A 23892-nucleotide genomic window follows, 5' to 3' on the forward strand; every position below is an offset into this window, starting at 1 on the left:
GCATTCAGCCATCATTATCGCTGCTCATCGCTGGGTAGATCACCGTTATCGGTGCTCTTATCGGTATCGAGCCGATGTGACTGCTGCCACAGTCGAGCCACGAGTTCTTGGATAAAAGTACGCACAATCAGCGAGGGGCGTCGCCCCACCCGCGTCACCACACAGAAAGGCGAGGCAATTTCTACCTGATCAGGCAGCAGCACTTTAAGCTCGCCCCGCTCAACCCAGTGGTTAGCATAATAACGCGGCAAATTGCCGATAAAGTGACCGCTGAGTATCAGCAGCGCCTGGGCTTCCATATTCGAAGCATGGGCACCTACCTGGGCATTAGGAAAACTTTTAAGTTCTTGTAGGTTCGCGTAAGGGCGCACCACAAATGGATGATTAATGACTTCTTCAACCGTTAATTTGGCGCTATCACGAGCGAACAGCGGATGCCGTTTCGCGCAATAAATGCCGTGGACTTCAGTATAGATCTGGCGGTGCTGCAACCCTTCCATTTGCGCGGTTTCCGGCAAAATACCAAGCTGTAGTTCACCGTTGGCGATCTCTCCAATCAGTCGATCAGGACTTCCCACCGTAATATTCAGCCGCGCTTTCGGGTTCTTACGCAGAAACTCACCAATCACCCCCTGCAAGTCAAGATCCACATCCATAATGGTGTTATCCACTACGCCTAAGCGCAGCGTGCCATACACAGAGCTGCGCAGCTCGCTCATTTCGCTATCGAAATCATCTACCGAAGAGAGCAGCAGCTTGGCCCGCTCATACACAATGGCGCCGCGCTCGGTTAGCTCAAACCCCTGCCTTCCACGGCGACAAACGATAAACCCCACCCGTTCTTCAAGCGCGCGGATATGAAAACTGACAGCGGACTGGCTCATATGGAGCGCCGTTTGCGCACCGGCAAAACCACGGTGCTCAGCCACAGCAAGGAAAACAGAGAGGCTTTTAAGGTCAGCAGCGGACAGCTTCATTGGCGTGCTCTACGTTGGTGCAATTAACATCAATAAATCGGGTATAAACATCAAGAGATAACAATTTTATTGTTGCATAACTCCTGCTTAACTCAAGGTGTTCTTGCTCAGCTGGCCTTCGCCGCTGATTCGAGTCTCACCATCCGAGGAGCATCCCCATGCAACGCATTCAGACTATTACCGCTGGCCTCCTACTTGGCATTGGCTTCGCCACTACCGCCCACGGCGACCTATTAGACGATATCCGTTCTGAAGGCACCTTCACGGTAGGTACGGAAGCGCGTTTCGCCCCCTTTGAATACATTGAAGATGGCGAAATTGTCGGCTACTCCGCCGATATCATGGAGCACATCATGACCGAGCTTGAGGGGGTCGAGTTAATTCGTATGGACCTACCCTGGCAAGGCATTTTGCCGGGGCTTGAGCGCGAGCGTTTTGACTACGTCATTACCTCTGTTACCGCCACACCCGAGCGCATGCAGCGCTACCACCTAAGCGCACCGATTGCCGATGCCACAATGGCGATTCTCAAACGCGCTGGCGAAGATGACATCAGCACCCCTGAAGATATCGCCGGCAAAGTAGCCGCTGCCCAGGCGGGCTCTGCCCAGCTGGAAGCACTCGAAGCATTGGCCGCACAGCTAGAAGAGGCAGGCACGCCTGTTGCCGATATCCGCACTTATACCGGCGTTGACGAAGCCTACGCCGAGCTGGGTACCGGCCGCGTAGATGTGGTGATTAATAGCCTGCCTAATTTGCTCGAAGCAGAACGCACCCGCCCAGATGTCTTTGAAGTGGTTGGCACTTTCGGTGACCCGGTGTACTTCTCCTGGGCAGGACGTGATGACGAAGAGAGCGCCTCGCTGAATGCCTTTATGGACGAGCAGATTCAGCGTCTCAACCAAGACGGCACCCTGAATGAACTGCAAGAGAAGTGGTTCGGTGGCCCGATGGATCTCCCGTTAGAACTGCCATCGGCTGAGTAAAACGGCACACAGTGAGTGTTCCATTTCCTTGCTTGCCGTTTAACTGTGACGTGGTGCTAACCGACAGGGGCGCTACATGGGGGTGCTACATGACAGGAGTGCTACATGTTTGAGATTCTGCTCAACCACTACCCTGTGCTGCTCAAAGGCTTGACCACCACCTTGGTGGTCTCGCTTTCCGCCATCGCATTGGGGTTAGTACTGGGCGTTTTGCTGGCGTTTGGTTTAACCAGCCGTTATCGCCTGGTGCGCTGGCCCTGCGGGCTTTACCGCAGCTTCTGGCGCGGCACTCCCATCTTGCTGCAACTACTGTTGGTCTACTATCTGTTGCCCGAAATGGGCATTGAGATAGCTCCCATTTCGGCTGCCATTCTGACCTTAACGCTGAATACCGGGGCGTTTCAGGCGGAAATATTTCGCAGCGGCATTAGCCATATTCCTGCCGGACAAATAGAAGCAGCGCGCATGGCGGGTATCTCCGCGTGGCAAACCCGCAGGCGCATCATTATGCCTCAGGTATTTCGCCTCACTCTGCCGCCGCTGACGAATGAAATCATCACCATTGTTAAAAACTCATCGCTGATTTCGGTAATTGCCGTTACAGAGCTGATGCGGGTGAGCGAACAAATTGCCTCGCGCACCTTTCAGCCGCTGGAAACCTACCTTGCCGCTGCGCTGCTCTACCTCGCGGTTAACTTGGTGCTGGCACGAATCAGCGCTTACTTAGAACGCCGTATGAGCGGCGGCCTCGCCACCGACTAGGGAAGTGTCCGTTATGTTCGATATTACCCTGCTATGGGAAGCCCGCGCGCTAATTCTGCAAGGGTTGTGGAACACGCTATGGATCTGCTTTTTAGGCTGCTTACTGGCGCTTTCATTAGGCTTAGTGCTGGCAGCTCTGCGGCTTGCTAACCCACGCCTCTTTGGGTACCCGGTGGCCTGCTATGTGGAACTATGCCGCGGCACGCCACTGCTCATCCTGCTGTTTTTACTCTATTACGGTGGCCCCAGTATTGGCCTGCGGCTGGACGCCGAGATCGCCGGTGTCACCGGCATTGGCCTGTATGGCGCAGGGTACTTTGCAGAAATTTATCGCGGCGGTTTCAAATCAATTCCTAAAGGCCAGCTGGAAGCGGCGCGCATGCTCGGCATTTCACCCTGGCAAACGCTGATTCGCATTCAAATCCCTCAAATGGCACGCCTTATCGTACCGCCCGGCACTAATCAGCTGATTATTTTGGTCAAGGAGTCGGCGCTGATCTCGATTATTTCGGTGGATGACCTGACCAAAAACGCCACCACACTTGTTAACCAGACGTTCCAGGTCATTGAGCCCTATTTAGCGGTTGCCCTGCTCTACTGGCTGATGATTGAACTGGTTGCCCGGGGTGGCTATGCGCTGGAAAAGCGTTTAGCCAATCGACAACCGCGCCCTGTGGCGCAACAAGGAGCCAACTCCCATGCCAATGGCTGAAATGCGCTCGCCGTCTTCACCGGCTCGACAAAAAGCGATTGTCGAGGCACACGGCATCAGTAAGCAGTTTGGTGATTTGGAAGTGCTGACCAACATCGACTTTAGCCTCACTCCATCTGAAGTGGTCTGTGTGATTGGCCCCTCCGGCTCAGGTAAGTCAACTCTGCTGCGCTGTCTGGCCTTTTTAGAGCCCTATGACCACGGCAGCGTCTATATCGACGGTCAGCTGTTGGGCTTTGAGGATCGCAACGGTAAACGGGTGCGCACTAGCGAAAAGCGCGTGGATGACGTGCGAACCCCCGTGGGCATGGTCTTCCAACACTTTCATTTATGGCCCCATCGCACGGCGCTGGAGAACGTCACCGAAGCCCTGCGTCTGGTCAACGGCCTGTCACGCCGTGATGCCGAAGCCGAAGGCATGACCCTATTAGCACAAGTTGGCCTTGCCGATCGGGCAGGCCATTTCCCCGAAAGCCTTTCTGGTGGCCAAAAGCAGCGCGTGGCGATTGCTCGGGCGCTGGCTATGAAACCCAGGGTGATGTTCTTCGATGAACCTACCTCAGCCCTTGACCCCGAGCTGGTAGGTGAAGTGCTAGATGTCATGAAAGCCCTGGCCGCCGATGGCATGACCATGGTGATTGTGACCCACGAAATGGGCTTTGCCGCCAAGGTTGCCGACCGCGTGATTTTTATGGATCAAGGCCGCGTCGTAGAGAGCGGACCGCCTGCCACGCTGTTTCGTCAACCTAAAAGCCAGCGGCTGCAGCAGTTTCTTAATACCTGGCGCGAGCGCCACATCGACTAGCTCGCATTATGACGACACTTGGAGAATATAATGAGCTCTGACCCACGTTTTGACCATGCTCGTATCGAGCAACTACCGCGCAGCAACAGCGAACCTTGCGGCCATAATCACAGTTTGGAAAACCCCATCTCCCCCGATGGCACGCCGATCCTGGGTGAGCGCTATGAAGTTGCCGCTCGTGGTGGTCGGGCGGTACGTTTAAAAGCGGGGCAAACCCTCCGCATCATCAATACCCATGGCACTCAAGTATGTGATACCTGGGCGTTTAGCGCCGATAACATCAACGAATTTATGTCCTGGGAACATGGGCGCGCCTGGCTGAGCGCGCTGATTCCTAATGTCGGCGATCCGTTAATAAGTAACCGGCGGCGTCCAATCATGACCCTGACAGCCGATACTTCGCCCGGCATTCACGACACGCTCATGGCGGCCTGCGACTTGTTCCGCTACATGACGCTAGGCGTCGAAGGCTACCATGATAGCTGTGCCGACAATCTGCGCTTGGCCCTGAAAGCCATTGGTGTTGATACCCCTGAAGTACCCCAACCACTGAATCTATGGATGAACATTCCCGTTAATGCGCAAATGAAGGTGGATTGGTGCCCGCCAGTTTCCGCCCCTGGTGACTATGTCGAACTACGCGCCGAGATGGACTGTATTGTGGCCATGTCTGCCTGCCCACAAGACATCATCCCAATCAACGGCGCTGACTGTGTGCCTGTCGAGGTACATTTTGAAGTGTATGAATAACCGCCTGTGTAAAGCACCGCTTGTATGAGCACCCACTAGGACATGCCTGATGGAAAGCCACATAAATGACACAGCCGACAGCACCATGATGGACCTGAAGGCCATCGCGGCGGCGGTAAACCCAGACCGTCTTGCTCATGACCTGGCAACGCTTGCCACGTTTGGCGGCCGTTCAGATGGCGGCGTGGCGCGTTTGGCACTGGACGATAACGATACCCAGGCGCGGCGGTGGCTGGTCGAACAGGCCAGCTTCCTGGGTGCCAAGGCGAGCGTTGATGCTATCGGAAACGTATTTCTTGACGTCCCCGGTAGCCAGCCCTCGCTAGCACCGGTTGTCACGGGTAGCCATTTGGATAGCCAACCAGCAGGTGGTAAGTACGACGGTGCGTTGGGCGTGCTGGCTGGCCTTGAGGCGCTACGTGCGCTTAAGCAGGCAGGCTTTACACCGCGTCGCCCCCTATCGCTGGTCAGCTGGACCAATGAAGAGGGCGCGCGCTTTTCGCCAGGCACGTCTGGCTCAGCCGTTTTTTGCGGCGTACGAAGCCTGGAAGACACCCGACAGCTGACAGACAGCGACGACATCAGCCTAGGCAGCGCATTGGATGTTTGTTTAGCTGAACTGGATGCTGCAGGCGTGCCTCGCCGCCCACTGGCCACCCCCATGCACGCCTTTATTGAACTGCATATTGAGCAAGGGCCTATCTTAGAGCGCGATCAGGTACCGGTGGGCGTCGTCGAGGGTATTCAAGGTGTTAGCTGGTTTGAAGTCACGGTAACAGGCAGTGCTAACCATGCGGGCACTACCCCACGGGCGTTGCGCCGTGATGCCTTCGAAGGCGCGTGCGCGTTGGCAACCGCCCTACGGGAAGCCGCCTGCGATAGTGAAGACCGAGTGCGTTTCACCATTGGTAAATTTGTCGTTAGCCCTGGCTCGGTGAATACCATCCCTGACCATGTCACTTTCAGTATTGATGTACGCCATCCCGACGCTGCCACCTTAAAAGCGCTGGAAGCCACCTTTACTCAACTTGCCCAGCAACGCTGGGCGGACTGCCAAGCAACGCTGACACCACTGGCCCACGTTGAGCCGGTGGATTTTCCTAACTCACTTACCCGCCTGCTTGACGACACTGCACATACGCTCGAGATCACCACAACACGCTTAGTATCAGGTGCTTTTCACGATGCGATTCATCTTGCTAAACACTGCCCAACGGCCATGCTTTTTGTGCCCTGCCGTCATGGCCTTAGCCACCACCCGGACGAGCACATCACGCTCAGTGATGCCGTGGCGGGCACCCAACTATTAGCCGCCAGCCTGGCAAACCTCACCCGATAAGGAGGGCACGTAATGACCAAGGGCACAGACGGGACTCGCCGCAATGCAGCCACCGGCGAACGTTACCCCGCGCACCAGGAACCACGCTATCGAGAAATCGCCAGTTTCTTACGGGCACCGCTAGCCGATTCGTTAGAAGCACTTGATATTGCACTGATCGGCATTCCGTTTGATGGCGGGGTGAGCAATCGCCCTGGCACCCGCCACGGCCCTCGTGAAATTCGCAACCAGTCGAGCATGATGCGTAGCCTGCATCACGTTACCCAAACTGACCCGTTTGCCCAGGCACGCATTGCCGATATTGGCGACGTACGGTTTTCATCGATCTACGATCTTGAACACGTCTCTGATGATATTGCCGCTTATTACGTGGCGATTGCCAAGGCAGGGGTTATCCCCCTTAGCGCCGGTGGCGACCACTCCATCACCTACCCTATTCTGCGTGGCTTAGCCACCAATGGTCCGGTGGGGTTAATCCATATTGACGCCCACACCGATACTTGGGACGAGTTTCAAGGCTCGAAATTTCACCACGGAGGCCCCTTTCGGCTTGCCTGTGAGCATGGTCTTATTGACCCAAAACGCACGGTGCAAATCGGTATTCGTGGAGCCCAAAATACTCCCCAGGGCTGGGACTACTCGGCCTCTACCGGCATGCGGGTTATGTTTATGGAGGAGGTCGATACCCTAGGTATCGAGGCAGTAGTCGCCGAAGCGCGGCGTATTGTAGGCAGTGGCCCCGTATACCTATCTTTCGATATTGATAGCATTGACCCCGCCTTCGCCCCTGGCACCGGTACGCCTGAAGTAGGTGGCCTCACTAGCCTGCAAGCCCTTCAGCTAGTGCGTGGTTTTCGTGGCCTGCCGCTGATCGGTGCTGACGTCGTAGAGGTATCCCCGCCGTTTGACGCCAGCGGCAATACCGCACTGCTGGGAGCCACGCTAATGTACGAGCTGCTCTGCTTAATAGCAGAACAGGTAGACGCCAACCATCAACTGCAAACAGCGTCAGCGCATCATCGTGCTAAGAATAGCATTATTGATAATGGTTCTTATTAATATTACTATCTTGTTATTATTCTTCGTGGTGCGCTATGACCTTTGCAGTGATGCAACGCCTCCTCGGTCTTTATACCCTGCCGGTTCTGAAAGACAGCAGTAGGCCACTGACACCATGGCATGTATCGCTACTGTCTATCGCTACTGTCTATCGCTAACGTCTAGAGGATGAGGGGATGGCAAGGGCTGGCATTTATCGGATGACCGTTGCGGATTTTCTCAATTACGGCCACCGCTACTGCATTGAGTATTGCTTTCCAGCCGCGTCATGCCCACCAGAGCGGGTGGCCCAGCTACCCGTTGCCCAAGGCCGGGTGGAAGAGATGGTGCTCTTTCCTGGTGTCGAATTGGTGCTTTCCGATATCGAAGTGGTTCACCCTTATGCTTCGCACTCACTGGGCACGGCAGCGCGGCTGAACGTGGTCGTCATAGAGGGACGCGTACGGCTAGGTTCGGGCACAAAACAGCACTGGCTGACGGCAGGACAGGCCTATACGGTGCGCCTGGATGAACGGCAAGTTCTTGACGCCTACCAGCCCGAGGGCCAGCGACTGCGCACCCTTTGCCTATCACTAGACGAAGCGGCGATGCGCCAGTGGTGCGGCGAAACGTTTCCGACGGCGCCATCTCGTACATGGCCACTTACCCCACCATTGACCCTGTCTATAGAGCAGAGTTTTCGCTCGCCTTTGACGGACCTACCCCGACGGCTGCTCTTCCAGGGGTTAGCGCTGCAGTTACTGGCTCAGGGGCTGGCACCGCCCCGCGAAAGCATTCAGGCAACGGCGTCACCCAGCCGCCTGGAGTTGGTTCGCCGCCTGCTTGAGGAAGCCCCCGAACGGGAGCATTGCTTAGAGGTGCTAGCGGCGCGCGCCGCGATGAGCCCGAGCACCCTGGTGCGTCGCTTCAAAACTGCCTACGGCTGTTCGCCTATCGACTACCTGCGTCGCATCCGCCTAACGCTAGCCCGAGAGTTACTGCTTGATGGGCATAGCATTCAACAAGCCGCCCACCTGAGCGGTTATCGTCATGCCAGCAATTTTACGACCGCTTTCCGTCGGGCCTTTGGTGTTTCTCCCAGCAGTCTGACGAAGCCCAGCAGCCTGACGAAACGCCATTAACAAACCCAACCTGCGTCCCGCGCATAGCAAATCGCCCAGCGCGCATAACTCAGCACGCCAACAAAATGGAACAATTCTCATTACCAAAAGTATTCACACTGAGAAGCATCCATGCCACAGCTAAACCGCCTAACCCTGGCCATCGCGCTGGCCTCTGCGCCACTTTCCATGCCACTTTCAATGCCACTACTCGCCGACGAGCCACTCGAAACCCTAACGGTGACCGCCAGCGCTGCCACCAAATCCACGACGCCCTTCATAGAGACGCCTCAGGCCGTCTCAGTGGTCGAGCGGAAACAGTGGGAATCCCGTGGAGCCGAAAGTGTTCAGCGCGCCGCCGACTATACGCCGGGGGTGTTCACCAACCAGCTGGGCGCTTCCAACCGCTATGACTACCTAGTGCTGCGCGGCTTCGCCGACGGCAGCATCAACAACACCTTCCTCGATGGTCTCAAAGTCATGAGCGATGGAGGCTCCTTCAGTTCACTTTCGGTCGACCCCTGGTTCCTAGAATCCATCGAGGTCGTCAAGGGCCCCGCTTCCGTGCTTTATGGGCGCGCCTCTCCCGGTGGTTTGGTCGCACAGACCAGTCGCCGCCCAGAATTTGAACCTGGCGGCGAGCTGCGCCTACGCCTCGGCAACCACGCCAATCGCAGCGCCGCGTTCGATGTTACCGGCCCGCTGGATGCCGAGCGCCGCCTCGCTTTCCGCCTCACGGGTCTAGCGCGAGCCGCCGACACTCAGTTCGGCCCAGCAGAAGAGCAGCGTTACGCCATTGCTCCCCAGCTAACCTGGGACATAACCGATGCCACTAGCCTAAACCTGCATGCCTATTTGCAGCATGAACCCGAAGGGGGTTATCACGCAGGTCTTCCTTATGAAGGCACTGTGATTGATCGCAACGGCCGACGCATCTCAAATAGCTTCTTTGAAGGTGAAGAAGCCTTTGAAAAATTCCAACGTGATCAGGTCATGGTGGGCTATGAAGTAGAACATCACTTCAATGATGCGGTGAGTGCTCGCCAACGGCTGCGCTACACCGAAACCAGTGTCGAACTAGATCAGGTTTATGCTTTTGGCTGGGCCTCGGCCACCGAGCTCAACCGCTACTACTCTGGCGGCGACGAGTCGCTTGATGCACTAACCGTCGACAACCAGCTAGAGGCTCGTGTTTCCACCGGCGGTGTGGACCATACCCTGTTGTTAGGCCTTGATTATCAGCAGCGCGACAATGACGTCACCTGGACCTCGGGCGCTTTCCCGACCATTGATGCCTTCAACCCCCACTATGGCGATGACCCCAGTGCGATGTACCCGGCAACACGCCAGCACCGAGAGCTTGAACAGACCGGTCTCTATCTGCAAGACCAAATGGCCTTTGGCAATTGGCACGCCAACCTAGGCCTGCGCCACGACTGGGTAGATATCACCAATACCGACCCGGATAGCGGTTCCGCCAGCACACTGGATGACACACAGCTTAGCGGACGCGCCGGTTTGCTCTATCACTTTGACAACGGCCTAGCGCCTTATCTCAGCTATACCACCTCCTTCAGCCCCAATAGCACCACCGACCAAAACGGCGACCTACTGGCGCCATCTGAAGGCGAACAGGTAGAGCTTGGTTTGAAGTATCAGCCACCCGGCACACAAGATCGTTACAACGTAGCCCTGTTCGATATCACCCAGGAGAATGTTTCCACCAAGCTGCCCAACGAAACCTTCCACCGCGCCACCGGCAAGATAGAGTCCCGAGGGGTCGAAGTGGAAGCGCATCATCAGTTGACCGATGCTATCTCCCTGCAAACCGCCTACAGCTACACCGACGTGACCCTGGAGAAAACCGGCGATGCCAATGAAGGCAACCGCAACAACCAGATACCACGCCACCAGCTCGCCGTGTGGGGCAGCTATGCCTTTCAATCCGGCGCACTTGCTGGCTTAGATACGGGGCTTGGCATTCGCTATCACGCTGATATCCAAGCCGATGACGCCAATACCGAAACGGTGCCAGACTACACCCTGGTCGATGCTACCCTAGGCTATGACTTGGGTCGCCTGGGCCTCACGGACATGTCGGCACGACTCAACGTCACCAACCTGCTGGACAAAGAGTACGTGGCTTCCTGCTACGACCTGAACTTCTGCTACTTCGGTGCCGAACGCGGCGTCACCGCTTCATTTCATTATGCGTTCTGATCTGTCTTAAGCGCTTTAATAGCCAAGAATCTTATCCCCCATTAGCCGCTCATCGTCTTGCCGATGAGCGGCTAACAGGTATTTGCCAGTGTTACAGGCAAAACGCCCTACTCCGAATAAGGTAGCGAAAAAAGTAGCATTCCTTCGTTATCGAGCAGTCAACAGGCCTACCCACCGGGAAAGTCCCATCCTTTCCTATCATTTTGGCGGCGTGTGCGTCAGTCTATCGCCTAAATCTTGCTATCGTTTAGCCGTCAAACTACCAAGCTATGCCACCCCAGGTGGTTAATAATTAGGCATCATGGATGAAACGTAGCACTGGCAAAATTGCATTGGCAAAATAGCACTGGCAAACAAGGAGAACAGCAAGCAATGGGTCGTCACCAAACAGTACTCAATGCCATACTCCTCCTGCTGCCTCGGCTGACCCAATTTAGTTGGCGAGTAGTGTGCCATTTCCTAAGAAATCGCGGCATCTTGCTGGCTGGCGGGGTGGGCTACAATATTTTGCTCTCCATCGTGCCGCTGTTTGCAGTACTGGTCGTGCTGTTAACGCAAGTGGTAGACCAACAGCATTTACTTAACGTTCTTGCCGTACAAGCCCGCCACTTAGCACCGGCCCATGCCGAGGTTTTGATGGACGCCGTTCGTGGCCTACTGGAGTCCCGCGACGTTATCGGCATTCTTAGCTTTCCCATTCTGCTGCTTTTCAGCTCCTTTGCCTTTCGCATGCTCGAAGATGCGTTAGCGATTATTTTCCACTCCCCAGACAGCCCCCATATCAAGCGCAGCGCTTGGGTATCGGTGATGCTACCTTACGCTTTTATGCTGGTGCTTGGCGCGGGGTTACTAGCCTTAACACTGGTGGTTACCTTAGCCAGCTCGCTTAATACTCTGGTGATGGCACTTTTTGAACGCGAGCTACCGTTTGCAGGACTTTCCGAACCGGTACTTAACATATTCAGTTTTGCTGGGGTTTTCTTACTCTTCAGTGCTATCTATAAGGTGCTGCCGGTAGTGCGTATCGCATTACGCCGCGCGGTCATTGGTGGCTTCGTAGCGGCACTGCTATGGGAAGGCGTACGGCTGCTACTGGTCTACTACTTCACCCACCTCTCCTTCGTCAACGCCGTTTACGGCTCGCTCGCCACGCTGGTGATCGTGCTGCTCAGCCTGGAAGTCGGTGCCATCATTTTATTGTTGGGTGCCCAGGTGATTGCCGAGTTAGAGCGCAACACACGCCTTGGCCTGCCCTGGTATATAGACCCCGACCGCCAGCCTATCACCCACGTTGATTAATCCTTGCCACCAGTGATGGCGAGCGTGATGGCCCCGCTCGAAAAGTGACACTATAGCGTCACTATTAGTCTGGTTAAGGGTGAGCCCATGAAAGTTGAGCTTGTTACAAACCTTAAGCGCCAAGGCTGGGGGCCGTCACCTCACCTTACCGGCATGGTAGACTGGCATTATCATGAGCGTCGACTCCAGTGGCCAACCCATTCACCTAATTGGCATAGAGTTTTCCAGTGTTGAACGGCAGATAGTGGCGTTTAGGTGGAAACACGCTTTCAATAGTTCATCTATACGCGACTTGTTGAGAACTAGCGTCTAGTGTTACTGGCAAACGGACGCTATAAGGGTTAGACGATCATACCTAACGTGGTTTTGGTGCTGGAAATAGCGCATGAATGCAAAAAAAACATCGTTTGTGACCCTGGTAAAGGCGGCGCTGCCGACGCTGCATCCTACTGAGCGGCGTCTGGCTGAATTCATCCTTAATTTTCCTGGTGAGTTGGCCAGCTATACCGCAACGGAGCTTGCTAATCTGGCTGGCGTTTCCAATGCCACTATTACGCGCTTTGTTAAAAAACTTGGTTATCGCTCGTTTGAAGAGGCGCGCCAGCACGTCCGCGACAATCGCGAAGAGGGTGCGGCATTGCTAAGGGTAGAAGGTCACGAAGACGACCGTAGTGATAGCCTGCTTTATCGCCATATCCATCAAGGTATCAAGAACCTGGAGCATGCTAGCCAGCATTTCTCTCAGTCAATGTTGGATGAGGTGGCCAACGCGATGCTGTCCGCTCGCAAGGTATGGGTGGTAGGGTTTCGTAGTAGCCATCCCTTCGCTGAATATCTCAATTGGCAGATCATGCAAGTGATTGAGAATACAGCTTTGTTGCCACGAGCCGGGGAAACCCTGGCGGAAAGCCTGGTCAGTATGACGTCAGACGACTGTGTGATCCTGTTTGGCCTCAAACGCCGCACAGCAGACCTGGATACGTTACTGACCCAAATCGCCAGCAGCCACGCTAACGTGCTGTACATCACCGATGAAAGCGCCCCCGAGAACAACCAAGTTAGCTGGCACGCCGTGTGTCGCACGGCGGCGCCAGGGCCGCTGTTCAACCATGTGGCGGTACTGTCGATGTGTCATTTTCTAGCCACACGGGTTATTGAGCTATCGGGTGCTGAGGGGCGTCATCGCATGACCAGTATTGAGGCGATTCATGAGGCGCTTGATGAGCTCCAGTGATCTTACGTGGTGCAAGTAAGCTAAAAACCGCCCACTTTTTGTGCAACTAATTGTCTTACGAGATGGCTTTACGTGGCGGGCTAACATACCCAGCCGCCGGTAACCAATTGTAATATGATATGAAAAATATTTTTCATATTAACATGGCATGAAATATGGATTTCTTTTGGTGTTACGCCGTTATCTCCGACACCTATAAAGGATATTCCCATGCCGACACTTCGCTACTCTTCTCGTTTTACCTTAAAGCAGTTGGTGGCAGCCACTGCGCTGGCAGCACTTGCAAATGCCCCTTTGGCCGCTGCCAATCCTATCGAGATCCAAATTAATAACACATTACCCACCGGCTCGTTCGCTCATACCTTCCTGGAAGAGTTCAGTGAGCGCTTGGAAGACGAGGCTCCAGGGCGCTTCAATGTTCGTTTGTTTATGGGCGGCACTCTGGGCACTGAGGAAGATGTTCTGCAAGGGCTTGGTATGGGAACTCACCATGCTTCCTTAGCAGCGTCAGCCGTTACACAGTTCAATGCCCGCACCTCGATCTTCGACCTGCCCTATCTTTTCGAGAACCGCGAAGATGTGGCTCTCTTTATTGATAGCGAAGCCGGCGACATGCTGCGTGAGGGCTTCGATGGCACCGGCATGCGCTTACTGGCAATGTGGGACAACGGCTTCCGCGTCATCACCAACAAACAGCGACCAATTATTACCCCCGAGGATCTCGACGGTCTGCGCATTCGCACCCCCAACAGCCGTCAGCGTGTGGCAATGTTCAATGCGCTTGGTGCTAATGCCACGCCGCTCGCCTTTGGCGAAGTGTACTCCGCACTTGATCAGGGGGTTATTGATGGGCAAGAGAACCCCGCTCACGTGGCCATGTCATCTCGGCTCTATGAAGTGCAAGAGTACCTATCGGTTTCCAATCATATCTATTTACCGACCTTCCTTGTCTTCGGCGAACCCTTCCTTAACCGTCTTGCCGACGAAGATCTTGAGGTGCTCGAACGAGTGGCCACTGAGATGACATCCTGGACTTTCGCCTGGGGCGATGAAGCCGATGCGTCCGTATTAGCTGAACTGGAACAGTACCTTGAGATCAACGACGTCGATTTTGCTGCCTTCCAAGAAGCCGCCCTGCCGCTTTATGAGGACCCGGTATTCGTTGATGCCATCGGCCAGGACATGATCGATGCCACGTTGACTACCATGCGCAACCGCTGAGGACGCCATCATGACACCGTCCATTTTTACGCTTATCGAACAGTGGGTGCTACGGCTGCTGGATGCGCTAGTGATCCTGCTGGCAGGTGTGTTGCTGGTACTGCTCAACTACGCCGTGTTCGCACGCTTCGTGCTCAACTCGTCGGTGTCATGGGGTGAAGAACTGCCAGCCAATGTACTGGCAGTGCTTACGTTCATTGGCGCTGCTTATCTAACAAAAATCAATGAACACCTCGGTTTTGACAGCGTGCTGCGGCTGATGCCGATGCTCTGGCAGCGCATTGTGCTGAGTATTAATCACGCTTTCATGCTGGCCTTCGCGGTGGTTGTTTTCTACTACGGCTCATTGGCAAGCCAGGGCTTTCATGGGCGTTCGTTGATCTCCATCGACCTGCCTTTGGCGCTTTTCCGCTGGGCGATGCCAGTGGGCTTTGCGCTGATCGCCATCATCTCGGCCTGGCGGTTAATCGGCCTCATCAACGGCAGAGTCCATCCTACTGACCTGTACCCGGAGACCGACTGATGCCTATGGATCCCGCCTATCTCATTTTGACGATGCTGGTCATCTTTCTCTTCACCGGCATGCCGATCGCTTTTGTGTTGGGTGTGGCCGCGATGATCATGATCATGCTCGACCCCAACGTAATGCCACAGATTATGGGGATGGTTCCGTTCGGCGGGGCCAACAACTATCTGTTGGTGGCAGCGCTGCTGTTTATGATTGCAGGGGAAGTGATGAACCAAGGGCGTATCGCGGAACGCCTCATCAATTTTGCAGGTTCGTTGGTGGGCCATATTCGCGGTGGCCTGGCCCACGTCAATATACTGACGTCGCTGTTCTTCTCCGAGATTTCCGGCACCGCCACCTCAGATGCGGCGGCAATCGGCTCGGTAATGATTCCGCAGATGAAGAAGCGTGGCTACGACGTTGCGTTTGCCGCAGCGGTTACCGCTACCTCGGCGACCATGGCGATCATCGTTCCGCCGAGCCTTAATCTGATCCTCTATGCTTACGTCTCTGATACCTCTATTGCTCAGCTCTTCGCGGCGGGGATTATTCCAGGGTTTGTGGTTTGCTTTGCACTGATGTTAACGGCTTACTTTATCTCGGTGCGCAAAGGCTACCCTATCGAAGGCAAATTCGATATTAAGAACGTGCTCAGCACCGGCCGTGAAGCCATTATTCCCATCACCCTGCCGATCCTTATTCTTGGTGGCATATTAGGCGGCATTTTTACGCCCACCGAGGCGGGTGCCGTGGCGGCACTATGGGCGATCATTCTGGCCACGCTCTATTACCGCTCGTTAACTTTCCGCTCGCTGCTCGATACCCTGCGGGTAGCGGGCAAGCGCAGCGCCATGCTGATGTTCATTGTCGCCACGTCGACGCTACTTGGCTGGTACATGACTAACCAGGGAATCCCCCAAGAAATTGCCGAAGGAATTCTCGGCATCTCTGATAACTACTGGGTTGTGTTACTGGCGATTAATGTCTTCTTCTTGCTGGCAGGCACTATCGTTCACGGTACACCGGCCATCCTTATGCTGGTGCCCATCTTCCTACCGCTGGCCGACCAACTAGGTATCGACCGCGTTCACTTTGGCCTAATCGTCACGATTAACCTGGGTATCGGCCAACAGACACCGCCGGTGGCCTCAGTGGTACTGGTGACCTGCTCGATTGCGCGTATCAGTATCGGCGCGATCATTCCGGCCTTGATGTGGTTCCTCGCTGCCATGCTCGTGGTGCTTGCGCTGATCAACGTGTTTCCAGCGCTCTCACTGTGGCTGCCATCAGTCATTCTTTAAACGGATAAGGATAGCTCTATGCGACTTCTGGTCATCAACCCGAACTCGTCGACCAGCGTGACGCAACATATCGCTGCGGCAGCTCGTATGGCTGCCAACGCGAATGATGAAATACTCGCCATCGAGGCTAGCGGTGCGCCGCCTCTCATCGTCAGTGAGGCGGATTCCCGGCTCGCTGAGCAGGCAGTAGTCAACACAGTGCGCAGCATAGAGTCGCCTCTGGATGGCGTTATTGTTGCGTCGTTCGGTGACACCGGGGCAGATGCCCTGCGGGCCTTTCTGCCCTGCCCAGTGGTGGGCATTGGGCACGCATCACTATTAACTGCCGCAGCATTGGGCGGGCCCTTTGCGATCGTCTCCTTCGCCCCGGCGGTAGTACCTTCAATGCAAGCGATGGTGGAACATTACCAAATGCAGCATTTACTCAGCGGTATTCACGTTATCGACACACCGCTACCTGATGACCCCGGCGAGATCCAGGCCACCACAGCCGATGCGCTGCAGGCTCTTTGCCAGCAGGTGGCTCAGCAAGGTAACTGCCGCAGCATTATTCTTGCAGGGGGGCCGTTAGCAGGGCTGGCGCTGCGTATTGCTCCCGCGCTGCCGCTCCCCATCATTGATGCGACCATGGCGGCTGTGCAGCTGCAACGTTCGCTGCAGCTCTTTGGTGGAAGGGCTGACAAATAGCGCGATAACACATGCGACTTATACGCCACTCGCCTGCGCTGTATTGTCGCAATATTCTTCTCTATCGGTACGTTTAAGCGCCTTAGCAAGTTATGATGAGCACGCCTTATTCTCTATGCAGATATCCTTATGCTAAAGCGCTTGCTCCCTCTGGTGATTCTCATTCTTGGCATTGCCAGCTTTATGGCGTTGCGTTACACACGCCCTGAGCCAGCCCCCGTGGAGGCTCAGGAGCGCCGCTGGCCCGTTGAGGCGTTGACCGTTTCTCTTGGTGAACATGTACCACTGCTTTCGCTGTTCGGGGAAGTGGTCGCGCCGGACATGGTCACCCTAGTAGCGCCGGTTCAAGCGCGGGTGGCTCAGCGGCCGGTAAGCGACGGCCAGCGGGTAGCCCAGGGTGAGCTGCTCGTAGCACTGGATGAAGACGACCTATCATCGCCGCTGCGCCAAGCCGAGGCTGAACTTGCTGACCTTCAGGCTCAGCTGGAAAACGAGCGCATCCGCCATGAGAATAACCGCCAGGTATTAGCCCAAGAGCGCACTCTTCTTGCCAGCGCTAACCGCCAATTGGAACGCAATCGTTCGCTGGAAGGACGTAACCTGACGTCTCAAACAGACGTCGATACGGCCCGCGACGCCGTCGCTCGTGCCCAGCTGAATGTGTCAGCGCGGGAAAGCGCTATTGCCGAATATCCTTCTCGGCTAGCCAGTTTGGAAGCCCGCCTGGCCAGGGCTCAGGTGCAAGCGGCCGATGCGCGGCGCAATCTGGAGCGTGGCCGTGTTCACGCGCCCTTCGCTGGCAGCGTGACGCGGGTGCAAGTCGCTGAAGGCGACGATGTGGCCCCGCGCGCCGCCTTGCTATCGCTTTATCCGTTAGATGGCCTGGAACTACGCGCCCGAATTCCCCAACCGTATCACGCGGAACTTGAAGCGCACCTGCCAAGCGGTGTACCACTTGAAGCCACCGCCACGAATGGCAGCCAGCGCTTCGTACTAGAGCGCTTAGCGGGGGAAAGCGACCCAACTGGCACCGAAGCCATTCTCTCAGTGCAGGGCCAACACCATGGGTTGCGCCCAGGGGCCATGGTGGCCGTTCAGCTTCGCCGTCCTGGGGTGAAAAATGCCTTTGCCGTGCCCTACTCGGCCTTGCACGGGGCTGATCTACTTTATCGCATTAATCACGATAACCGCCTGGAGCGTCAGCGCGTCGAGCGGTTGGGGGAAGTAGCCCAGCAAGACGGAGAGCGTTGGCTACTAGTGCGCGCTGAAACGTTGGAAGCAGGCGACCGCGTCATGTCGACCCACCTGCCCAACGCTGTTCACGGGCTGCCGGTAGAGGTCATCCAACCCTTGGCTGGCGCTGAGGCCACCCCATGACCCAGCGCGGCGACTTTATCGGCTTTTTTGTTCGCCACAAGGTGGCGGCCAACCTAGTCATGCTGGTGATGCTACTGGGCGGTGCGCTAGGTATTGCGCGCATGAATATCCAGTTTTTCCCCACCTTCGCGCTCGATGTAGTTAACGTGCGCGTGATGTGGAGCGGTGCGTCTGCCGAGGACATTGAACAGGGCATTACCAACCCGCTTGAACAGCGGCTACGCAGCCTAGATGGCTTGAAGCGCATGACATCCACCTCGGCCCAGGGCATTGCCAATATCACCCTGGAACTGGAAGAAGGCAGCGACCCGGTACTAGCGCTAGATGATATTCGCCAGCAAGTCGATAGTTTTACGAACCTTCCTGCCAGCGCTGACCCGCCGGAGATCTCTCGCCAAGCGCGTTACGAACCCGTCGCGCGCCTGTTGGTGTATGGCGATCTTGCCCCCCATGAACTGCGCCAGCTAACCCATCGTTTTGAAGACTCGCTGCTGATGGCAGGGATTGATCGTATTCAGCTCAACGGGCTTCCTGCTCAGCAAATTAGTATCGAAGTGCCTACCGAACGCCTGCAAGCGCTCGGATTATCGCTTGGGGAAGTGGCCGCCCAGGTGCAGGGCATGTCTCGGGACTTACCGGCGGGCTTATTGGGGCAACAAGACAGCATCCGGGAACTGCGCTCGCTTGAACAACACCGTGATGCGCTTGCCTTCGAGGACATGCCGGTTCTCAGTAATGACCGCTTGCAGCTGCGCCTGGGTGACATCGCGTTCATTCATCAGGAAGCAAGAGATGGGGAAGTCGAACTGACTTACCGTGGCCAACCCGCCGTTGAGATGATTTTGCAGCGCGCGGAAAGCGGCGACTCGCTTCAAGCAGCGCAGCACTTGGAGCGCTGGCTGGCAGCAACGCGCCCCACCCTGCCGCCCAGCGTCGAGTTAGCGGTTTACGATGAGTCCTGGCAACTGATCGACGAGCGTATTTCATTGCTGCTGGGCAACGGCCTAACCGGTCTGCTGCTGGTGGTGATTCTGCTCTATTTCTTTCTTCCTGCCCGGGTAGCACTGTGGGTCGCCATCGGCATTCCTACCGCGTTTCTCGCTTCTTTAGGGGTTTTCTGGGGCATTGGCGGCTCGATTAACATGATGTCGCTGTTTGCTCTCATTATGGCACTGGGGGTGATTGTCGATGATGCGATTGTGGTGGGCGAAGACGCAGACGCCCACCATCGCATGGGCGAAGACCCCAAACTGGCCTCTGCCGGCGCAGCCCGCCGCATGCTATGGCCAGTGGTCGCCTCGTCACTCACCACGGTGGCGGCTTTCATGCCGCTATTAATGGTCGGTGGGGTGATTGGTAATATCCTCGGCGATATTCCCATTATTATGATCTGCGTGCTCATCGCCTCGCTATTGGAATGTTTTGTGGTGCTGCCTGCACACCTGCGCAATGCGTTTATACCCGCTAACAAGGCCAAGCGTCCTGCCCGTGGTATTGAGCGGCTGCGCCAAGGGTTTGAAGCGCGTTTTGATCAGTTCCGCGAAGGCCGCTTCCGGCGCTTTTCCCAACGCTCGCTACGCTACCGTGGCGTTACGCTAACCACCGCGCTGGCCATCACGCTGGTCACTGCCGGGCTGCTGGCTGGTGGCCGCATAGGCTTCAACTTCTTTCCTTCGCCGGAATCCAGCATTGTGTATGCCAACGCCAGTTTTGTGGCGGGCACCCATCGCGGCCAAGTGGCGGATTTTGTCGATCACCTGCAGGCCACCTTGCAAGAAACCGATGACGCCATGGGCGGCGGCTTAGTGCGCACAGCGGTTGCCCATTACGGCAGCACCCAGGCTGGCGGGGCACCGGCACGCACCGGCGATGGCGTTGGTTCAGTGATGGTCGAGCTGACCTCGCCTGATGCCCGCGACGTCCGCAATGTGGAGTTTATTCGCGCCTGGCGCGAACGGATACAAACTCCGGCCGGGTTGGATAATCTGAATATCACCGAACGTGCCGCTGGCCCACCGGGCAAGGATGTCAATATACGTCTGACCGGTGAAGACGCCGAGGGCCTGCGCCATGCCGCCGATATTCTCGGCGAGGCCATGGCTGGATTGCCCGGCGTACTCAGCACGGAAAATGATATGCCCTGGGGGCGCGAGCAGCTGATCTACCGCGTTAACGCCTATGGCCAAGCGCTCGGCCTGACCACTGACGACCTGGGTAGCCAGCTACGTACTGCTTTTGATGGCCAGATTGTGCAGATACATCAATCCGGAGCCGATGAAATCGAAGTGCGCGTTCAACTGCCCAGGCACCAACGCGAGCGCTTATCTACCCTTTCCAGCCTAGCGGTGACGCTAGCGGATGGGCGTCAGGTACCGCTCTCTCAAGTGATGGATTTATCCCACCGCCAAGGGTTCGAAACCTTACGCCATGCTGAAGGTCAGCTGGCCGTTGAAGTGACCGCTGAGATTGACAGTCAAACCACGTCAGCAGAACAGGTGCTAGAAAGCCTCTCCGCCGAACTACTGCCTCGTTTAGAGCGTGAATACTTTCTGACCACCAGTTTTGAGGGGCGTGCTGCTGACCAGCGTGAAACCATGGCGGATATGCGCACGGGCTTGATGATTGGCTTGGGCTTGATGTACGGCGTTTTAACCTGGGTATTTGCGTCCTGGACCCTGCCACTGATCGTGATGGCAATTATCCCCTTTTCCCTGGTAGGTGCCCTGCTGGGGCACTGGGCGTTGGGGATCAACCTGACGATTTTGTCGCTCTTCGGCCTGTTTGGGCTATCCGGCATCGTGGTTAATAACGCCATTATTCTGGTCAGCTTCTATCGCCAACAGCGCGATAAAGGCTTAGGCATTAACGACGCGCTCAATGAAGCCGTTGTACAACGAATCAGGGCCGTGCTGCTCACATCACTGACAACGATTGGCGGCCTGTTGCCGCTACTGTTTGAAACATCGCTGCAGGCCCAATTCTTGATCCCTATGGCCACTTCTATCGCGTTCGGTCTGGGTGGCTCTACGCTGCTGGTGCTGTTTATTATCCCTGCGCTGCTTTCGTGGGTGGAGCACGGCCGCCAACGTCGCGTTAAAAGTTAGCGTGGTTTATCGACTGAAATCTGACCAAAATCATAAAAACAGAATATACTAATACTTAAAAAGAATATAAAGATCTATACTTTGCTGACAGCCACGTCGTTATGGAGACGTGGCTATGAACACATTGCTATGAACCTATTTCTTTAGGAGAGATCCGTGCATAAAGATTGGCAAAAAACGACCCAAGACCTCTCAGCGCTTATGCAGGATATTGGCAAAAATATTCCTGACGTTGCCAAAGGCTTCACCCAAATGGCAAAGGGAGCTAACAAAGACGGCGCGCTTTCTCATAAGCACAAAGAGTTAATGGCGTTAGCGATAGGCATTAGCGTACGCTGCGACGGGTGCATTGCTTTTCATTCCAAGGCTGCCGCTGAATTAGGCGCAACTCGAGAAGAAGTAATGGAAATGCTTGGTGTGTGTATGTATATGGGCGGCGGCCCTGCATTTACCTATGCCGCTCAGGCGCTTGAGGCCTTCGATAGTTTCTCAAAAACAGACTAAAAAAGAGGATGTGAAGAGGGTGGTAGATAGGTTATTAGTTATTCATTAATACGGCGGCGCAGCGCATTCAGTTCCTGGGTGTGCTCTTCAAGCTCACGGCGCTCTTCTGCTAATTTTTCACGCCGTTTCTGAATGTCATCTTCATCACCCTCTTTAAGCGCCTGCTCAAGAGCTAACTCGCGCTCACGCACTTCTTGCTGACTTTCCTGGATGTCTTCTTCAAGCTCCGCAAGGACTTGCTCATTCGTACAATTCTCTTCAATAGCGTGCAAGGCACGCTGTAAACCTCGAACACGGTGGTGATTATCGTGTGCTTGGGCGTGTTCAAGCTGTTGACGTAAGCCCCGCATTTTATCCTCGCACAACCGATCTGCTGCGTGCGCTCTTTCTGATATATACGCTACCGGCAGCAATAAAAGACCACCCGTGACCGCTAAACTTAAACTCCTTAACCATAATTTTTTCATGACTCACTCCTAATGCGCTGTAGGTGCTTTCGGTATAGAAAAGGCAGAGGTTATAGGCAAGGATATTAAACACAGGCAAGCTATCGAAAGACCAATAAACTCATTTATTATCAAATTTTTAGGTTGACCAGCCAAACCAATAACGCAAAATTATTCACCGCTCACTAATCAAGTGAGCGATGAATGAAAAATCAGGCGCGCTCTTCTATCACCCAACCTACCACGGCGTCGTTACCAAATTCAGCCTTCCACTCTTTAATCACTTTATGGTTACCACCACGCGTTTCAACGACTTCCCCTGTGTGTGGATTTTTATATACTTTTAAAGGGCGCTGTTTGCGACCGTCGGTACTGCTTATTTTGGAACCTTTAACTGATGAGGAGCGATATGAAGGGTCAAGCATTTCACATACATCGCGGGCTAACTTGCCATGCTCTGTCATGAGTGCTTGTAATTTTTCCTTGAATTCCAGCTCTTTCTTCAACTCACTATTATTTTCAAGTGCTTGCAGCTCTTCCTGTAGCTGCTTTAACATCTGCTCTTTTTTGATGTAATCGCTCAATACGGATGCCATGTTTCAATCTCCATAATCTTTTGATTTTACTGCCATAATCTGATGGCCCGATAGAACATGCCAAAGGGTGGCTTCCACATGTCAAGAGCGCTACGTCAGCATGGCAAACATGCTTATAAATAGGCTTAGCCTATTTGACCATTATATACTGCGTTATTTGCCAGTGTAGGCAATCTGAACATATTTTTAGCATTATTTACATTTAATAACGAATTACTAAGTAGTTATTATACCCAACAGTATCATGACGCCAGGAATCCAGCCTGTAAAAACAGCGCAAAACAGCGTGTAAATAGCGACTGATCGCTGTATTTTCTTCGCTAATGCTAATAAGCAAAAAAAGCCGAACCACAAAGCAGACCATGCAAACCAGCTAAGTGTATTCCACAGCTCAAAGTTAAGGCCGATGTCTTCAATAGAGTTGATCCCCACAAATGCAGCTGTAATACTTACAAAAAAGCAGAACCACCCAAGCCCTATTCCATCTGCTTTTAAAAACTGGTTGGCACCCACCCAAAGGTAAGTAAACGCAAAGAGCAGCGTAAATGCCCCAGCGCTGATAGCGGCAGAATTATTAGGCTCTCTAAAAATCAGATAGATAGCAATGAAAAAGCTCAACACACCAACCAATATATTGATAACTGACACTTCTTTATCACCTACTTTTCCTAGCAGCCATATGCCGTTCACAAACAGCACAGCACCGACATATAGCAGTGTAAGCCCTAAAATCATTTCAACCATTCCTGTCTTTATTTTTTTGAGTGTTCTGGCGCTTTCGATATTTCTTTTTTCTACTTCACTACTCCATTGTGCGTTTAATAAAAATCAATAGCCCTCCTCTTCGTCTAGATCAGCTCGTTTAGCTTCCAAAAGCACAGTCACAGCGAACACTTTTGTCGACA

At 54.6% G+C, this 23892-nt stretch carries 22 protein-coding genes; 18 read left to right on the forward strand and 4 right to left on the reverse strand.

What is annotated here, in order from left to right:
* Window positions 1-14: 14 nt before the first annotated feature.
* Complete coding sequence (locus K1Y77_RS14740; RefSeq protein WP_264429219.1) at window positions 15-977, reverse strand: LysR family transcriptional regulator; 963 nt, start codon at window positions 975-977, stop codon at window positions 15-17.
* A 158-nt stretch (window positions 978-1135) separates the two neighbouring features.
* Here K1Y77_RS14740 and K1Y77_RS14745 point away from each other — a divergent pair, with 158 nt between their 5' ends.
* From K1Y77_RS14745 to K1Y77_RS14830, 18 genes are all read left to right on the forward strand, one after another.
* The gene (locus tag K1Y77_RS14745) at window positions 1136-1963 is read left to right on the forward strand and encodes a transporter substrate-binding domain-containing protein (protein WP_264429221.1); all 828 of its coding nucleotides are present in this window, start codon (window positions 1136-1138) and stop codon (window positions 1961-1963) included.
* 105 nt (window positions 1964-2068) lie between these two features.
* Window positions 2069-2725, forward strand: coding sequence for an amino acid ABC transporter permease (locus K1Y77_RS14750; RefSeq protein ID WP_264429223.1), 657 nt, complete (start codon window positions 2069-2071; stop codon window positions 2723-2725).
* A 13-nt stretch (window positions 2726-2738) separates the two neighbouring features.
* On the forward strand, window positions 2739-3437 hold the full coding sequence (locus K1Y77_RS14755; protein ID WP_264429225.1) for an amino acid ABC transporter permease: 699 nt from the start codon (window positions 2739-2741) through the stop codon (window positions 3435-3437).
* Complete coding sequence (locus K1Y77_RS14760) at window positions 3424-4242, forward strand: amino acid ABC transporter ATP-binding protein (RefSeq protein WP_320055269.1); 819 nt, start codon at window positions 3424-3426, stop codon at window positions 4240-4242. Before K1Y77_RS14755 ends, K1Y77_RS14760 begins: the two co-directional genes overlap by 14 nt.
* Before the next feature lie 30 nt (window positions 4243-4272).
* Window positions 4273-4992 (forward strand): urea carboxylase-associated family protein, encoded by a 720-nt coding sequence (locus K1Y77_RS14765; RefSeq protein WP_264429227.1) that lies wholly within the window; start codon window positions 4273-4275, stop codon window positions 4990-4992.
* Between the two features lie 49 nt (window positions 4993-5041).
* Complete coding sequence (locus K1Y77_RS14770; RefSeq protein ID WP_264429229.1) at window positions 5042-6331, forward strand: M20 family metallo-hydrolase; 1290 nt, start codon at window positions 5042-5044, stop codon at window positions 6329-6331.
* 12 nt (window positions 6332-6343) lie between these two features.
* Window positions 6344-7390 carry an agmatinase gene (gene speB, locus K1Y77_RS14775; RefSeq protein ID WP_264429231.1) on the forward strand — a complete coding sequence of 349 codons (1047 nt, stop codon included), beginning with the start codon at window positions 6344-6346 and terminating at the stop codon, window positions 7388-7390.
* A 176-nt stretch (window positions 7391-7566) separates the two neighbouring features.
* On the forward strand, window positions 7567-8511 hold the full coding sequence (locus tag K1Y77_RS14780; protein WP_264429233.1) for a helix-turn-helix transcriptional regulator: 945 nt from the start codon (window positions 7567-7569) through the stop codon (window positions 8509-8511).
* A gap of 111 nt (window positions 8512-8622) precedes the next feature.
* A complete protein-coding gene (locus tag K1Y77_RS14785) occupies window positions 8623-10710 on the forward strand; it encodes a TonB-dependent siderophore receptor (RefSeq protein ID WP_406567229.1) in 2088 nt (695 codons plus the stop codon).
* 372 nt (window positions 10711-11082) lie between these two features.
* The gene (locus K1Y77_RS14790) at window positions 11083-12009 is read left to right on the forward strand and encodes a YihY/virulence factor BrkB family protein (RefSeq protein WP_264429235.1); all 927 of its coding nucleotides are present in this window, start codon (window positions 11083-11085) and stop codon (window positions 12007-12009) included.
* A 385-nt stretch (window positions 12010-12394) separates the two neighbouring features.
* Entirely contained in the window at window positions 12395-13243 is an 849-nt protein-coding gene (locus tag K1Y77_RS14795; RefSeq protein WP_030070869.1) for a MurR/RpiR family transcriptional regulator, read from the forward strand.
* 210 nt (window positions 13244-13453) lie between these two features.
* Window positions 13454-14464: a TRAP transporter substrate-binding protein gene (locus K1Y77_RS14800; protein ID WP_030070871.1), complete on the forward strand. Its 1011-nt coding sequence runs from the start codon at window positions 13454-13456 to the stop codon at window positions 14462-14464.
* Window positions 14465-14474: 10 nt separating this feature from the next.
* Entirely contained in the window at window positions 14475-14987 is a 513-nt protein-coding gene (locus K1Y77_RS14805) for a TRAP transporter small permease (RefSeq protein ID WP_030070873.1), read from the forward strand.
* Window positions 14987-16273 (forward strand): TRAP transporter large permease, encoded by a 1287-nt coding sequence (locus tag K1Y77_RS14810; protein ID WP_264017503.1) that lies wholly within the window; start codon window positions 14987-14989, stop codon window positions 16271-16273. The genes K1Y77_RS14805 and K1Y77_RS14810 overlap by 1 nt, the downstream gene beginning before the upstream one ends.
* Window positions 16274-16291: 18 nt before the next feature.
* On the forward strand, window positions 16292-16960 hold the full coding sequence (locus K1Y77_RS14815) for an aspartate/glutamate racemase family protein (RefSeq protein WP_264429239.1): 669 nt from the start codon (window positions 16292-16294) through the stop codon (window positions 16958-16960).
* Window positions 16961-17089: 129 nt separating this feature from the next.
* Entirely contained in the window at window positions 17090-18337 is a 1248-nt protein-coding gene (locus K1Y77_RS14820; protein ID WP_264429241.1) for an efflux RND transporter periplasmic adaptor subunit, read from the forward strand.
* On the forward strand, window positions 18334-21441 hold the full coding sequence (locus tag K1Y77_RS14825) for an efflux RND transporter permease subunit (RefSeq protein ID WP_264429242.1): 3108 nt from the start codon (window positions 18334-18336) through the stop codon (window positions 21439-21441). The genes K1Y77_RS14820 and K1Y77_RS14825 overlap by 4 nt, the downstream gene beginning before the upstream one ends.
* A 156-nt stretch (window positions 21442-21597) precedes the next feature.
* Window positions 21598-21945: a carboxymuconolactone decarboxylase family protein gene (locus K1Y77_RS14830; RefSeq protein WP_030070883.1), complete on the forward strand. Its 348-nt coding sequence runs from the start codon at window positions 21598-21600 to the stop codon at window positions 21943-21945.
* 38 nt (window positions 21946-21983) lie between these two features.
* On the opposite strand, the gene K1Y77_RS14835 is transcribed toward K1Y77_RS14830, so the two are convergent.
* The 3 genes from K1Y77_RS14835 to K1Y77_RS14845 form a co-directional block, all read right to left on the reverse strand.
* Complete coding sequence (locus K1Y77_RS14835; protein ID WP_030070885.1) at window positions 21984-22412, reverse strand: DUF1090 domain-containing protein; 429 nt, start codon at window positions 22410-22412, stop codon at window positions 21984-21986.
* A 191-nt stretch (window positions 22413-22603) separates the two neighbouring features.
* Window positions 22604-22987, reverse strand: a complete 384-nt coding sequence (locus tag K1Y77_RS14840; RefSeq protein ID WP_264017499.1) for a histone-like nucleoid-structuring protein, MvaT/MvaU family — start codon at window positions 22985-22987, stop codon at window positions 22604-22606.
* Window positions 22988-23203: 216 nt separating this feature from the next.
* Window positions 23204-23731 carry an AmiS/UreI family transporter gene (locus K1Y77_RS14845; RefSeq protein ID WP_264429245.1) on the reverse strand — a complete coding sequence of 176 codons (528 nt, stop codon included), beginning with the start codon at window positions 23729-23731 and terminating at the stop codon, window positions 23204-23206.
* Window positions 23732-23892: the final 161 nt, after the last annotated feature.

Origin of the sequence: Halomonas qaidamensis (assembly GCF_025917315.1) — a bacterium.
Lineage (GTDB): Bacteria > Pseudomonadota > Gammaproteobacteria > Pseudomonadales > Halomonadaceae > Vreelandella > Vreelandella qaidamensis.